This window comes from Photobacterium sp. GB-50, assembly GCF_003026755.1.
Lineage (GTDB): Bacteria > Pseudomonadota > Gammaproteobacteria > Enterobacterales > Vibrionaceae > Photobacterium.
Map to the genome: position 1 here is coordinate 81,970 of NZ_PYNX01000015.1, position 14,529 is coordinate 96,498.

Annotated in this window: 11 protein-coding genes; 6 read left to right on the plus strand and 5 right to left on the minus strand. The window is 40.6% G+C overall.

The window, feature by feature from the left end:
- The 5 genes from C9J41_RS16380 to C9J41_RS16400 all read right to left on the minus strand — a co-directional run bounded on the left by C9J41_RS16380 (position 1) and on the right by C9J41_RS16400 (position 5,834).
- The gene (locus tag C9J41_RS16380) at positions 1 to 408 is read right to left on the minus strand and encodes a biopolymer transporter ExbD (RefSeq protein ID WP_107207699.1); all 408 of its coding nucleotides are present in this window, start codon (positions 406 to 408) and stop codon (positions 1 to 3) included.
- Between the two features lie 26 nt (positions 409 to 434).
- Entirely contained in the window at positions 435 to 962 is a 528-nt protein-coding gene (locus C9J41_RS16385; RefSeq protein WP_107207698.1) for a MotA/TolQ/ExbB proton channel family protein, read from the minus strand.
- A gap of 9 nt (positions 963 to 971) precedes the next feature.
- Positions 972 to 2,333 carry a MotA/TolQ/ExbB proton channel family protein gene (locus C9J41_RS16390; RefSeq protein ID WP_107207697.1) on the minus strand — a complete coding sequence of 454 codons (1,362 nt, stop codon included), beginning with the start codon at positions 2,331 to 2,333 and terminating at the stop codon, positions 972 to 974.
- Positions 2,333 to 3,100: a DUF3450 domain-containing protein gene (locus C9J41_RS16395; protein ID WP_107207696.1), complete on the minus strand. Its 768-nt coding sequence runs from the start codon at positions 3,098 to 3,100 to the stop codon at positions 2,333 to 2,335. The genes C9J41_RS16390 and C9J41_RS16395 overlap by 1 nt, the downstream gene beginning before the upstream one ends.
- Positions 3,101 to 3,203: 103 nt before the next feature.
- Positions 3,204 to 5,834 (minus strand): TonB-dependent receptor, encoded by a 2,631-nt coding sequence (locus C9J41_RS16400; protein WP_107207695.1) that lies wholly within the window; start codon positions 5,832 to 5,834, stop codon positions 3,204 to 3,206.
- A gap of 793 nt (positions 5,835 to 6,627) precedes the next feature.
- On the opposite strand from C9J41_RS16400, the gene C9J41_RS16405 reads away from it, so the two are divergent.
- From C9J41_RS16405 to C9J41_RS16430, 6 genes are read left to right on the plus strand one after another with little or no spacing between them, the layout of a single operon-like run.
- Complete coding sequence (locus C9J41_RS16405; protein WP_107207694.1) at positions 6,628 to 7,653, plus strand: ABC transporter permease subunit; 1,026 nt, start codon at positions 6,628 to 6,630, stop codon at positions 7,651 to 7,653.
- A gap of 1 nt (position 7,654) precedes the next feature.
- Complete coding sequence (locus C9J41_RS16410) at positions 7,655 to 8,698, plus strand: ABC transporter permease (protein WP_107291058.1); 1,044 nt, start codon at positions 7,655 to 7,657, stop codon at positions 8,696 to 8,698.
- Positions 8,699 to 8,723: 25 nt separating this feature from the next.
- A complete protein-coding gene (locus C9J41_RS16415) occupies positions 8,724 to 10,577 on the plus strand; it encodes an extracellular solute-binding protein (RefSeq protein WP_107207692.1) in 1,854 nt (617 codons plus the stop codon).
- A gap of 14 nt (positions 10,578 to 10,591) precedes the next feature.
- On the plus strand, positions 10,592 to 11,458 hold the full coding sequence (locus C9J41_RS16420; RefSeq protein WP_107207691.1) for an ABC transporter ATP-binding protein: 867 nt from the start codon (positions 10,592 to 10,594) through the stop codon (positions 11,456 to 11,458).
- A gap of 34 nt (positions 11,459 to 11,492) precedes the next feature.
- Positions 11,493 to 12,329 (plus strand): ABC transporter ATP-binding protein, encoded by an 837-nt coding sequence (locus tag C9J41_RS16425; protein ID WP_107207690.1) that lies wholly within the window; start codon positions 11,493 to 11,495, stop codon positions 12,327 to 12,329.
- Positions 12,330 to 12,381: 52 nt separating this feature from the next.
- A complete protein-coding gene (locus C9J41_RS16430) occupies positions 12,382 to 14,208 on the plus strand; it encodes an extracellular solute-binding protein (RefSeq protein WP_107292835.1) in 1,827 nt (608 codons plus the stop codon).
- The last annotated feature ends 321 nt before the right edge of the window (positions 14,209 to 14,529 follow it).

Below are 14,529 nucleotides of genomic sequence, written 5' to 3' on the forward strand. Positions count from 1 at the left end.
TTAATCCTTATTCGTTGCGGCAATGGAGATATTTTCAACACCTGCCATTTTTATTTGATCCATGACTTTTACAACCACGCCAGCATTGGCTTCTTGATCGGCTTGAATGACTACCGCTCCATCAGGGCTTTCAGCACGTAGACGTTCAATATTGGCTCGCACTGCATCAACTTCAATACGGCGTTTATCGACCCAAACATCACCTGCGGCACCAACGGCAACCATGATGTTACCTTTCTTAACCACTTGCGCGGAATTTGCACTTGGTCGACTGACTTCGATACCCGCTTCTTTTACAAACGATGTTGTAACGATAAAGAAAATCAACATGATAAATACGATGTCGAGCATGGGTGTCATATCGATAGCTGCTTCATCGCTGCTATCACTGCTATAGCGTCTTTTCATGACCTATACCTCTCAATCCTTTGAATTTAGGCAATATGCTTAAGTTGGTCTTCTAGCTTCTGTGTCGTCATTTTTGCTTGATGATCAAGGCGGGTACTAAAAAATAGTCCAGATAACGATGCCACCATGCCAGCAAGTGTTGGGATTGTTGCTTTTGAAATACCCGATGCCATAGCACGAGGACTCCCGGTTCCAACGACGGCCAAAATATCAAAAACTTGGATCATACCAACTACCGTCCCGAGTAAACCGAGTAGTGGGCAGAGTGCTATCAATACTTTGATAACGGGTAAGCCACGTTTATTTTCAATATCTTGTTTCGATATAATTTCTTGACGAATAGCTTTTGCATTCCAACTGTTGTGATCTTTTCTTGTCATCCAATTGTTAAGTGCACTTTTCGCGGCTTTGGGTGCAACAGCGATGAAGTAAAACCAACGTTCAAGGAGAACAATCCAAAGCATAAAACTGAGTATAAAGATGGCGATGAGGACATCACCACCCATACCTAGAAAGCGTCTTATTGACTCCAGTTCTTCAATTAACCACCACATAACGCCTCCTTAATCTTGGGCTTTGTGTAGCTTTTCCTGGTAACGAGCGATAAAGCCTGCACTCTGCTCTTCAAGTGTTTGGATCAAGCGACGGCTCTTACTGTGTACCAAGGTGTATAGGAACAGGAGTGGGATTGCGACAACCAGACCTAACATTGTGGTTACTAGGGCTTCAGAAATACCGCCAGCCATCAGTTTTGGATCGCCTGTACCAAATAGCGTGATAGCTTGGAAAGTACCAATCATACCCATTACGGTACCCAGTAGGCCAAGTAGTGGGGCGACAGAGGCGAACAATTTAATTGAGCCAACAAAGCGTTCGATACGAGGTGCGTTTCGTAGAATGATTTCATCCAACTTGGCTTCAAGATCTTCAAGGTTGTCACCTTTGTGATCTTGGTAGGCTTCAATCACCTCACCTAATGGGTTATTTTTCAGCGGCGTGTCTGATTTTTCTTGTTTACGCATTTTGTTGCCAATAATCAGTAGTCGTAGGTAACAAACTAGCGCAATTAATGCACCAATCGCACCCATACCAAGGATGACATAACCAACAATTCCACCTTGCTCTACTCGTTCTTTAACAGTTGGGCTTTGTACCAGTAGTGAAAGAATGACACCACGAGATGGGTCAATGAAAAGTGGTTGGTAAGTGTCTTTATTGGCCTCGAAACCTGATACTAATGTCGTAATATTGTTAGCAGGTTGGCGCGATAGCTCTTCAAATTTCTGTGTTTCAGGTACGTATGTAACATACTTACCGTCAGCAATAGCATTGAATTCACCAAGCAGTGTTACGTCAGTCGTTGCTTCTTTACCTTCGCCATACACTACGGTTGCCGGTGTCGTAGACGTTTCGCCTGATACAATGATTTGCTGTAAAATAGTGTGCCAAAAAGACTCTAGCTCTTCAGTTGAAGGTAGCTCTTTACTCTCAGCTAATTTTGTCAGTAAAGCATCGCGCTCAGGAAACTGAACTGCATTTTGTGACGCGTGAAAGAGTCCTTTAAATTCACCCGCATATTGGCGAACAACACCAAACATTTCACCTAAGGTACCAGAGCGCACGCGCAGGGTTTCTGTTAACTCTGTTAATTGTTTGTCGTTGTCATCAAAAGTGGCTTTTAATTGATCACCTTGCTCGGTTGCTGCTTGTAATTTTGCTTTTGCTTGTTGTAATAATGCGGCCTGTTTATTTTTATCTGAAAGAAACTCAGCTTCACGGGCTTTGTTTTCTTTTGACTCAACAATACTTTCAGACTTAACACTTTTTAGAAGCTCATTAAGATTTTTAGGTGCTTCAGCTTGTGCGCTTGAGACCATAAAAAGGCTGGCGAGTAAAACTGCTGCTAATGATTTGAATCCTTTCATTATTTATCCTCCCCAGTGAATACAGGTAGCTTAATCAGTGCTGGTGGTGCTTGTTTCTTAGCAATTCGAATACCTTGTTGAACAGCAATGCGGTAACTCTCTGGCAGAGTTTCCCATTTGCCCGATTGTTGATTCCACATCCCTGTTTCTCCACCATCTGGTGATTGATAAAGAAGGGCGGTACGACCGATGCGTAAAAAGTCATAAGTAACGGTTTCACCATCGCGATCTAAGCTTGCTTTGTAAGACTCAATCGAGCGCGAGAAGCCTTCTTCAATTTGGTATGCTTCCATCACTTTACGGAACTTTTCAGATGTAGTGACATCTGCGCGATCCATCATTCGCTTCAATTCATTAATGCGTTTTTCACGGTTTTCTTGCTGGAATGGAAGGTCTAGAGCGATAAATTCATCGAGAGCCGTCACCATTTTTAGTGTCAACGGCACAACCTCTGTTGCTGTTTGATCTATCTGAGCAATTTGATTGTTGAGTGAATTAAGCTCTTCTTGTTGAGATAGCACCATGCGTTCAATTTGCTTGTTATAGACCGTCATACTGTCAATTTGACGAAGCAGGCCTTTGTATTCGGCTAACATCGCATCTGCACTATCAGCATATTTATCGATTTTATTTTGCGAGACTTGGGCTGATTTATCGGCTTTCGCTTGAGCTGAAATAACAGCATCTGCATTTGATGCCAAAGTTGCACCACTAAAAGTGAGCAAGGCTGCGGTGATGGCATTCACACCGAATGTTTTTAATTTCATTGATACATCCTTGTTTGTGTGGCTTGTCAGTCAGGGGGAAGGCCGGCACGATATATCGTGCCGGAAATTTATAATTTATTAGTAACTTAATCAGTTAGTTACTTTAAAATTTGAAGTTTAGGTTAGCGTAGAAGTATCGACCGCCAACATCATAGGTTGTTGTATCTGTGTTAGCAGAGATGGTATCTAGAATGAGTGGTGGCTCTTTATCAAATAAGTTATTCACACCACCAGATAGCGTAATACCATTATCAAAGGCATATGCAGCGCTTATATCGTGGTAAACAACGGTTGGAACGCTAAAGTCATATGTTTCTTTATCAGTACCTGGTAGTTCGTAATCAACACCATCAATCAGACGCGTCGTCCAGTTAGCACGCCATGCATCTTGTGCTAGACCAACATTTAGTGTTGAACGGAATTTTGAGAATAGACCTATCGAATCACTGATGAATTTACCGTTGTAATCTTCAACTGTGCCATCAGACTGAGTCAGTTCGTAGTTTAAAACGTATGTATTTTCCCAGTTTAGACTCAGTACCATAGGGTCAAAGTCATAGGCGTAACGGACATTTACATCTAGACCGTCAGTTTTCAAATTACCGACGTTAGTTAAACGCGCATCGATAGCTTTAATATCACCATTAGCAAAACGAGTGATCTTGTCACAGTACTTTCCTGACGTTGCACACTCATCAAGCATTAATTGAGGATCGATATTATCGATTAAGTTTTCTAACTCAATTTGCCAGTAGTCGACAGTGGTTGATAGTCCATCAACAAATGATGGTGAATACACTAAACCAAGAGAAGCTGTGTGGCCCTCTTCTGGTTTAAGCTCTTCATTAGAACCATAGAATACAGGGAACTGAGATCGTCCACTTGAATCTTGACCGGTAGGATCCGTTAAGACATCCGCACTTTCTGCTGAACCACCATAAAGTTCAGCGATTGACGGTGCTTTAAATACTTCACTGTACGTGCCTCGGAACAGGACATCTTCAACTGGCTGGTACAAGAAGCTATAACCCATCGTTGTTTCCCCACCAAACGATGAGTACTTATCATGTCGAGCCGATACTTTTGCTTCAAGGTAATCAGCTAATGTGACATCTGAAAGGATAGGGATCAGTAATTCACCGTAGAAAGAGTCGACACTGTATGAACCTTCAGTTGGCGATTCTGCGTTACCACTAGCATTACCAAGCACGACCAATGCATCTGGTTGAGAGCCACCTTTTTCAGTACGCGTTTGATAACCTGCCGCAAAGGCGACGGTACCCATTTCGTGTTCAAAAAGATCGCCAGTAACATTAAAGTCGAAAATTTGTTGCTGGTTATACCCTGAATCTTGGCGAGTGAATGTCGCATAGTCTAAAGCGGCTTGGCTAACTTCACCGAATACATTCATCGGTACACAGCCGGCAATAACAGTGCCATCGCTGTCTAAACATTGACCGTTTGCTGATGCGCCGACAGCGTTAGAAACGCGATCTTTCATGAATACGTTGCTTTCAAGCTGGTTAGTTTTGGTTTTACCCCAGTTAAAGCTAGTATCCCACATCCAACCGTTAGAAAATTCACCGTCTAAAGCGAAGACAAAGCGCGCTGTATCTGATTCAAATGAGCGATTTCGACCACCGGTTTCAACCATACGTCGACGCCAGTCAGTAATATCAGCACCTGTTGGATTAAACTCATTGTCAGCAGAGATTGGGCCATACCCTTGGAATGCACCAAAAATAGGTTCAGCAGCAAGAAGGTAGTTTGACTTTGAATTTGAATAAAGCGCTTCAAAACTTGCCGTCACTGGACCTAAAATGTCATTTTCAGCAACCAAGTAATTTCCTTGTGTTGCTAGGTACATACGTTCCGATGGGCGTTTTAAGTAGTTATCTGGCGCGTAGTTGTATAAATCATCGGGTGCAGAAAAATCACGCAGCGAACTGCCACCTTCTGGACCAAATGTTTTTCCATCGTAGTAACCCCATGGTGTAGCAGAACTACCACCTACGTATGTACCACCTAGACCGTCATGCATGATGTCTGTATTAGAAAACCCTCGGTCACCCGCCATGATTTTCTTTTCTTCAGAGTAGCCAGCAGAGAAAGTGATATTACCGCGATCACTTGAAGAACCTGCAAGTAAACTAACATCAGTGACTTGACCATCACCTTTTGAGGTTGCCCCTTGCTTTACATTAACTTCAAAGCCTTCGTAGTCTTGCTTAGTGATAATGTTAACAACACCAGCAACAGCATCAGAACCGTAAACAGACGATGCACCATTTTTTAGCACTTCGATACGTTCAACCATCGCGGTTGGGATCATATTAAGGTCAACAGAAGCATTTGCACCTGTACCACCATTTACCATACGACGACCGTTAACAAGAACTAAAGTACGTTTAGCTTCTAGTCCTCTTAGGTTAACTGTTGCTGCACCATTACTACCATTGTTGACAGAAGAGCTCTGAACTGTGCCACCAACTCCTGGTATTTGGTTTAAGACATCGCCAAGTGAAACTAATCCCGTATTTTCAATATAATCAGAGGAAAGTACTTGAACCGGTTCCGCTTCTTCCATATCAACACGAGAAATACGTGAACCCGTTACTTTCATTTTTTGAAGCTTTTCAACTTCTTCTTCGGCATAGGCGACCATAGGGGCTACGCTCAATGAGCCTAGCGCTAGGCTGACGGCAACCGACAACGCTGTATTTTTTTTATACATCCATGCGCTCCATTATCTTCCTAGGTATAAATTATTTTTCTGTTAACTGGTTGTTAACGTTATTAATGGTATAACCGAAGCGAAAATATGAAGTCAAACCAGTAGGATGAATTATTCACCAAACCCCGAAACGGTATAAAATCCATATTTTTTATTTTATTTGGTGTTTAATTCTAATTATTAGATCAGTAGCTGGCTTTTAGTGCTATTTTATTTGCCTGATTGTGGTTATTTTAATATTGACTCAATATCCTTCTATATCAAGTAAAGCCAGTTAAATGAACTGCTTTTTATTTTTTAGGTAGCACAAGTTACCAATATTGGCTAAATGATTATTTATGCATTTGTTAGTTAGTTGATTCTTAGCGAGAGGATCTGTTGTTGCCGGAATAATAGGGCTGTGGTTAGACCACTCTTTAGGTTAATGCTCTATGTGACCGATTAAGGAATAAGAATAAATGCATAAAAATGCAATATTTTTGTAATATTCACAAGGGAAGAAGTGCCTAATCCTGAATGTAAATGGATTAAATAGCAGATAAATGTTGTTTTTTTGTTTCCATTTTGTGTTTTGTGCTTTTCGGGGCATTTATGGCACAAGATTATAGCGTTGGGTTGAAGCTATTCGTAATTCATTGTATTTATGTTGGATATTTATAGTAAGACATGCTGTTGGTGAGTGATGTTGCTTGTTCAGGATGAACCAGTGCATTAAATGTGAAGTTACTAAAATGTAAATTATTATCGCTGGTATATCATCACCAGCATGAATTAACAGGGAGTCAGTTAAGACATGTTTTCGTACTTTTTACGCCGAATGGCGCTTGTGATCCCTACTTTTCTTGGTATTACGGTTTTAATTTTTGCTATTACTCGCTTTGTGCCAGGAGGTCCTGTCGAGCGTATGTTGGCAAATATGCAAGCACAAGGTGATGGTGGTGCAGCTATGTCTTCTGCTGGCGGAAATTCTGCTTTATCGGAAGAGCAAATGGCTGAACTTAATGCGTTTTATGGGCTAGATAAACCCGTGATGGAAGCGTATTCAGAATGGTTGTTTCGCCTCGTGCAGTTAGACTTAGGTGAGTCTACCCGTTATTACGAACCAGTTTCTGAAATGATTGCAGAGCGATTACCTGTTTCATTATTTTATGGCGGTATGACGTTCTTTATTAGTTATTTTATTTCTATTCCTCTTGGCTACTACAAAGCACTGAAACATGGTTCGGTGTTTGATTCCTCCTCTTCTATTCTCATCTTCGTCGGCTATGCCTTACCCGGTTATGTTGTTGGTGTACTACTCATCACTTTATTTAGTTATCACTTGGAATGGACACCAATGGGGGGCTTTGTTAGTGATGACTATGAAGATTATGAAACCTTTTTCGAGCGTTTTAAAGACATCATGTGGCACGCGATTCTACCATTAATTTGTTATTTGATTGGTGATTTTGCAACGTTAACGATGACGATGAAAAATAATCTAATGGAGAATTTGTCGTCAGATTATATCCGAACAGCGATCGCGAAAGGATTACCTTTTAAGCGTGCGGTAAGAAAGCATGCTTTACGCAACAGTTTAATCCCGATTGCGAGTCACTTTGGTAATTCCTTATTATTTTTTATGACGGGATCTTTTCTTATTGAAGTTATTTTCAATATTGATGGTATTGGTTTATTAGGCTACGAGTCGATCATGGAGCGTGATTACCCCGTCGTTATGGGGATTGTTGCTGTTAATGCTGCAATGTTATTGGTTGGAAATATCCTGTCAGATATCTGTGTTGCTTTGGTCGACCCTCGCGTGAAGTTTGGAGCCTAATATGTTGAAAATTAATCCATTAACACAAAAGAAGATCAAACGTTTTAAAGAGATTAAACGAGGTTATTGGTCATTCATTATTTTAGCAGTATTACTCACGCTGTCATTATTTGCCGAGCTACTCATTAACAATAAAGCGCTGATCGTGAAATACAATGGGAATTATAGTTTCCCTGTGTTTTCCGATGTACGACTGGGTCAGGACTTTGGTCAAGGTACAGCAAGTGAGGCGGATTACCGTTTACTTCAAAAAACGTTTGAAGAAGAGGGCGGAGACAATTTTGTCATTATGCCTTTAGTACCATGGAATGCCTATGAGCAGGACTTTTCCGGCAACTATCCGCCAAACCCACCAAACTTCGAGAATAAACACTATTTAGGTACTGACATTATTGGTCGAGATATCTTAGCGCGTTTGGTATACGGCTTTCGTATCGCTATGGGATTTGCATTATTAACCATGGCCATTTCTTATGCTATTGGCACTGCAGTAGGATGCGCGATGGGTTTTTTTGGTGGAAAGTTCGATTTATTCGTCCAACGTTTAATTGAAATCTGGTCAATGGTGCCTTTCCTTTATGTGATTATGATTTTAGTTTCGATCACTCAGCCAACCTTTACTTTGTTTGTTGCCATCAACGTTTTATTTGGTTGGATGGGGATGACCTGGTATATGCGTACCATGACTTATAAAGAGTCTGCACGTGAATATGTTATGGCAGCTAAAGCCTTAGGCGCTTCAACGGGTAGGATTTTATTTAACCACATACTACCTAATACGATGGTAATGATCGTGACATTAGCTCCGTTTACCATTGCGGCAAACATCACCGCGTTAACGGCATTAGATTATTTAGGGTTAGGTTTAATGCCCCCAACCCCAAGCTGGGGAGAGTTACTACAGCAAGGAAAATCTAACCTTGACTCTCCATGGATTGTGACCTCAGTTGTAACATCAATCGTGTTGGTGTTAGTGATGGTTACCTTTATTGGCGAAGCCATTCGTGCCGCTTTTGACCCAAAACGATTTACTCGTTACGTTTAGTCGCATAGCGAAACAAGGATGTTATATGAAAAATAATAAATACAGTGCGCTTACTTTGATAGCGCTTTCAATGGCAGCAATCAGTCCCAATACATTTGCGGCTCAGTTACCGTCGGATATGACATGGGTAACTAATCTTGATGAGCCTTTATTTGCCTCTCCAGATGCTCAGCGTGGCGGTACATACCGTACGTTTATGCGTAGCTTCCCTCAAACTTTACGTAGTGTTGGGCCTGATGCTAACTCAGGACTTCGCCAATATTTTATGGATGAAGCACCAAAGTTAGTCCAACTTCATCCGACCACTGGTGAGTGGATCCCGCAATTAGCAACTGAATGGGCATTTGGTGATGATCATAAATCGGTGTATTTCAAACTAGATCCTAATGCACGTTGGAGTGACGGAAAAAAAGTAACAGCAGAGGATTACCTCTTCATGCTTAAGTACTACCGTTCGAAAGATATCATTGACCCTTGGTATAATGATTTTTTTATCAACCATATAGAAAATGTTGAAAAAATTGATGATTACACCATTGTTATTACCTCAAAAGTAGCGAAGAGTGATGATGAATTACTTTACATGTTGTCTCTTCCAAGTAATGGTGTACAGCCCCGTCCGGCTCATTATTTTGCATCAGTAAAGGATGAAAATAATGATGGTATGGACGATAACTTTGTTCGTAAATACAACTTTAAGACAGAGCCAACAACAGGGCCTTATTACGTAGATAAAGTTAAAAAAGGGAAAAGCATTACCTTTAAACATGTCGGTGATGAGTGGTGGGGATACAACAATCGCTATTATAAAAATCGTTATAACGTCGATAAGATCCGTATTAAAGTGATCCGCGATCAAGATATTGCTAAAAAACACTTCGAAAAAGGGGATTTAGACTCATTCATTCTTGCTCAGCCTGAATTATGGCATGAAAAGTCTAATACAAAAGCTTATCAAAATGGTTACGTCCATAAGTTATGGGGTTACAACGAAGCGGTTCAGGGCGCTGGTGGGTTGTGGATGAATACTGCGAAGCCTTTACTGGATGATTTGAATATCCGTAAGGGAATTACCTATGCAACCGACTATGATGGTTTGATCAAAAATGTATTACGTGGTGATTACCTTCGTAAGCCGCATGGTCTAGGTACGGGGCATGGTGGTTTCGACAGTCCTACCCGAACTCCACCGACGTTTGAACCAGAAAAAGCCATTATTTACTTTGAAAAGGCCGGTTTTTCAACAGTAGGTGCTGATGGCATTCGTATGAATGATGAAGGTCAACGTTTGTCGTTTGCTGTTACTTATAGTCGCCCAGCACGAACGCCTCGTCTCGCATATTTAAAAGAGCAGGCAAAACAGGCAGGGTTAGAGTTAACACTGAATCTAATTGATGGTTCATCTGCATTCAAATATATCTTAGAAAAGAAACATGAATTGGCTTATCTGACGATGGGGGGCGGTAAAATTCCTGCTTACTGGGAATATTTACACTCGGTAAACGCAAAGCCTCAAACCAATAACCATACTAATTATCGTTCTCCTGAAATGGATAAAAAGATCGCTGCCTTTATTGCCGAATTTGATACTAAGAAAAAACAAAGTATTTCCCATGATATTCAGAAAATGGTTTCAGATGCCTATGTAATAGTACCGGGCTACATGGCTCCTTTCACACGTGAAGCTTATTGGCGTTGGATGCAATTCCCTTCGCCAGTCATGACGAAAGATACGGATTATGTTTTCTCTAATGGTGGGTATCTAACATTGGGAACATTCTGGATTAATTCTGATGTGAAAAAAGAAACCAAAACAGCAATGAAAAAAGGGGAATCTTTTGATCCTGTAGTCATTATCGATGATAGCTATAAGCCATAACGTAGGAGTGAATGATGCAAGATGAGATCATTTTAAGCGTACGTGATTTAGAGACTGAGTTCTCGACAGATGATGGCGTGGTAAAAATTCTTCATGGCGTGAATTTTGATGTTTATAAAGGCCGAACGCTAGGGTTAGTTGGAGAATCTGGTTGCGGTAAAAGTGTCACTTCTATGTCCATAATGGGTTTATTACCCAAACCGTATGGGCAAATAACCAACGGCCAGATCTTGTACCGTGGTACTGATTTGGTCACTTTGCCGGCAGAAGAAATGTATGCCATGCGTGGCAATAAAATCTCGATCATCTTTCAAGATCCAATGACGGCGTTAAACCCTGTTCATACCATTGGACGACAGCTCAATGAAGTGTTGGAACTGCATCGTCCTGATCTCGATAAATCGCAGCGGACTGCCTATTCAGTTGAAATGCTAAATAAGGTAAAGATCCCTTATCCAGAAAAACGTTTTAACGAGTATCCACATAATTTATCTGGAGGGATGCGCCAGCGAGTCATGATAGCCATGGCGCTGGCCTGTAAACCTGACATACTTATTTGTGATGAGCCGACAACTGCACTCGATGTAACGGTACAAGCGTCTATTCTTGAATTAATGAATGAACTTCAAGAAGAAACGGGTATGGCCATGATTTTTATTACGCATGACTTAGGTGTTGTGGCTGAGATTTGTGATGAAGTTGCTGTTATGTATGGGGGAAAGGTTGTCGAATATGCCGAGATATTTGATCTATTTGATAACCCTCAACACCCTTATACCGAACGCTTAATGGGATTGATGCCAAGTCTGGATAGTGAGCCCAAACAACCGATAGAAATCAAACCGATTGATATCACCTTGTTTCCAGAGTTTAAGGGTTAAGCCAGCGTTCATAGTCTAATATTAAGGTGATGTTATGTCAGAGATTTTAAGGATTGAAAACCTCAAGCAGCACTTTGTTTCAGGTAAAGGGATTTTCAAAAAAGGCTACACTATAAAAGCGGTAGATGGCGTTTCCTTTTCAGTTTCACAGGGTGAAACACTTGGCCTTGTAGGGGAGTCAGGTTGTGGGAAAAGTACATTAGGTCGAACTATCCTCAAGTTGTTTGAACCGACAGAAGGACGAATTTTTTTTGAAGGTAAAGACATTACTGATCTATCTACTAAGGCAATGAGACCGCTTCGAAAAGACATGCAGATTGTCTTTCAAGATCCAATGGAATCACTAAACCAGCGCCATACCATTGGCATGATCTTAGAAGAGCCTTTTGTTATCCATAAAATAGGAACACCTGAAGAGCGAAAAAAGTGGGTTAAAGAATTGCTGATTAAAGTGGGGTTACCGGAATCTTCAGTTAATCGCTATCCTCATGAATTTTCTGGTGGTCAGCGTCAACGAATTGGTATTGCACGGGCGATAGCACTCAAACCTAAATTACTCATTTGTGATGAATCCGTGTCAGCTCTTGATGTATCAGTACAGGCGCAGATTTTAAATTTATTGTTGCAGTTACAAAAAGAGATGAATCTAGCCATGATCTTTATCTCTCACGATTTATCCGTTGTTAAACATATATCAGATAACCTTGTCGTGATGTATTTCGGAAAAGTTGTTGAAATGGGGAAAGCAAAAGATATTTATGCGAATCCTCAGGCTGATTACACCAAAACGTTACTATCAGCGATTCCAATCACCCATCCAAAATACAGGAAAAGAAAAAGGCATAACGAAAAAAAAGCTGACGTCGCTTAATCGTTATGATGTCGAATAAAGTGTGATTGAAAGCAATGCTCAAGGATGAACGATGATTAGACAGATTTTAACTGCCACAGCAGTCTTATTACCTACTTTATCGTGGGCGGAGTTACCTTCAAACGTTGAGTGGATTACAAATAATAACGAGCCTCTTTTTGCGTCATCTGATGCAAAATTCGGAGGGACGTTGCGCACCCATATCTCTAGTTTTCCGCAAACATTTCGAACCGTAGGACCTGATGGTAACGGTGAGTTTCGTGTTTGGCTATTAGATGGACAACCGCAATTACTTCAGCGCCACCCTGACACACAAAAATATATTCCTGATCTTGCAACGCATTGGGCCTTTGGTGAAGACAAAAAGACTATTTATGTAAAGTTAAATCCAGCAGCCAAATGGTCAGATGGAAAGCCTCTCAAAGCATCTGATTATATTTACATGCTAACGTTTTATCGTTCAAAAGATATTGTCGATCCTTGGTACAACACATTTTATTCTGAATATTTTGAACGTATCACTGCGCTTGATGAACATACGTTGGAGATTGTTTTCGCCACTGAGAAGGATGAAGCCGATCTGCTATATGGTATTCATCGCTTAAAGCCTCGACCTGAACATTTTTATACGCCAACCAAAGATGAAAATAACGATGGTGTTGATGATAACTTCGTGCGCCGTTTTAACTTTAAAGCCGAACCGACACTGGGTGCTTATCATGTAGGTAAGATCAAAAAAGGTAAATCCATTACCATGGAGCATGTTGGTGAAGACTGGTGGGGATACGGTAATCGCTATTATAAAGGCCGATATAATGTAGAAAAAATCAGGATCAAAGTCATTCGTGATAGCGATATTGCCTTTAAGCACTTTCAAAAAGGTGACCTAGATATATTTTATTTAGGACGTCCTGAGCTATGGCATGAAAAGTCAGATACCAAGCCTTTTAAAAATGGCTATATTCATAAATTTTGGGGATACAGCGAGCCTGAACTTGGGGCTGGAAGTTTTTGGTTAAATACCGATAAACCCATGCTTGATAATATCCACGTTCGTACTGGTATTGCATATGCTTTAGATATTGATGGATTAAATAAAAACGTATTGCGTGGTGATTTTGTACGTAAACCTCATGGATTAGGGGTCGGGCAGGGTAACTTTAGTAATCAAGAGCTAAAACCATTACCTTTTGAACCAAACAAAGCGATCGCAGAATTTGAAAAAGCTGGGTTTACAACTATTGGCTCTGATGGCATTCGTCTCAATGACCAAAAGCAAAGGTTGAGTTTTGCTTTTACCTATAGCCACCAAGTGGTAACCCCTCGTTTGGCTTATTTGAAAGAACAAGCAAAATTAGCTGGGCTAGAAATTAAAATGAATTTAATTGATGGCTCTTCTGCATTTAAGTATGCGTTAGAGAAAAAACATGATGTGTCTTTCCATTCAATGGGAACAGCACCGCAACCTCAATATTGGGAGTATTTTCATAGTGCTAATGCAGGGAAAGTCCAAAATAATAACTTTACTAATTTTAGTACTCCTGAATTGGATCAGTTAATTATGAACTTTCGTAATGCGCTATCAACTCAAGATAAAGAAAGGTACTCCCGTCAGATACAAGCCGTTGTTCACGATGCAACAGTAGTAATACCTGGATTAATGGCTCCCTATACACGCGAAGCGTACTGGCGTTGGATGAAATATCCAGAACAGCCAATGCAGAAAAAAACACAAATGTTATTTACGCATGGTGGCCTACGCGATTTAGGCGTGTATTGGATCGACAATGACGTAAAAAAAGAAACGAAATCAGCAGTTAAAAAAGATCATAGTTTCGGTTCTAAAACCGTAATCGATGACAAATATAAGCCAAATTAAACGTATTTAAGGTTCGTAGGATAAATAAAAGCACGTATTACACTACGTGCTTTTTTGTTTTTTATACGAATTAATATTTTTTTGGTTGAATGTTGACCACTCGCGTATTTTTTTTATTTCAGGGGCTTGTCAGGACATAAAATCTCCCTATAATGCGACCTCACTGACACGGAGCAAGCCATTGGCTAGCAACCAAATCAGTATTGTTCTTTAACAATTTGACCATGCAATCTGTGTGGGCACTCGTTGAAAAGTTAAGTCGAAAGATTTATCAATGATACTAGTGACCAATTGATACGTAAGTATCAGCACAGTCAATTC

Coding starts and splice junctions, on each gene's coding strand:
- C9J41_RS16380 (WP_107207699.1), bottom strand. CDS start 408: ATGAAAAGACGCTATAGCAGTGATAGCAGCGATGAAGCAGCTATCGAT.
- C9J41_RS16385 (WP_107207698.1), bottom strand. CDS start 962: ATGTGGTGGTTAATTGAAGAACTGGAGTCAATAAGACGCTTTCTAGGT.
- C9J41_RS16390 (WP_107207697.1), bottom strand. CDS start 2,333: ATGAAAGGATTCAAATCATTAGCAGCAGTTTTACTCGCCAGCCTTTTT.
- C9J41_RS16395 (WP_107207696.1), bottom strand. CDS start 3,100: ATGAAATTAAAAACATTCGGTGTGAATGCCATCACCGCAGCCTTGCTC.
- C9J41_RS16400 (WP_107207695.1), bottom strand. CDS start 5,834: ATGTATAAAAAAAATACAGCGTTGTCGGTTGCCGTCAGCCTAGCGCTA.
- C9J41_RS16405 (WP_107207694.1), top strand. CDS start 6,628: ATGTTTTCGTACTTTTTACGCCGAATGGCGCTTGTGATCCCTACTTTT.
- C9J41_RS16410 (WP_107291058.1), top strand. CDS start 7,655: ATGTTGAAAATTAATCCATTAACACAAAAGAAGATCAAACGTTTTAAA.
- C9J41_RS16415 (WP_107207692.1), top strand. CDS start 8,724: ATGAAAAATAATAAATACAGTGCGCTTACTTTGATAGCGCTTTCAATG.
- C9J41_RS16420 (WP_107207691.1), top strand. CDS start 10,592: ATGCAAGATGAGATCATTTTAAGCGTACGTGATTTAGAGACTGAGTTC.
- C9J41_RS16425 (WP_107207690.1), top strand. CDS start 11,493: ATGTCAGAGATTTTAAGGATTGAAAACCTCAAGCAGCACTTTGTTTCA.
- C9J41_RS16430 (WP_107292835.1), top strand. CDS start 12,382: ATGATTAGACAGATTTTAACTGCCACAGCAGTCTTATTACCTACTTTA.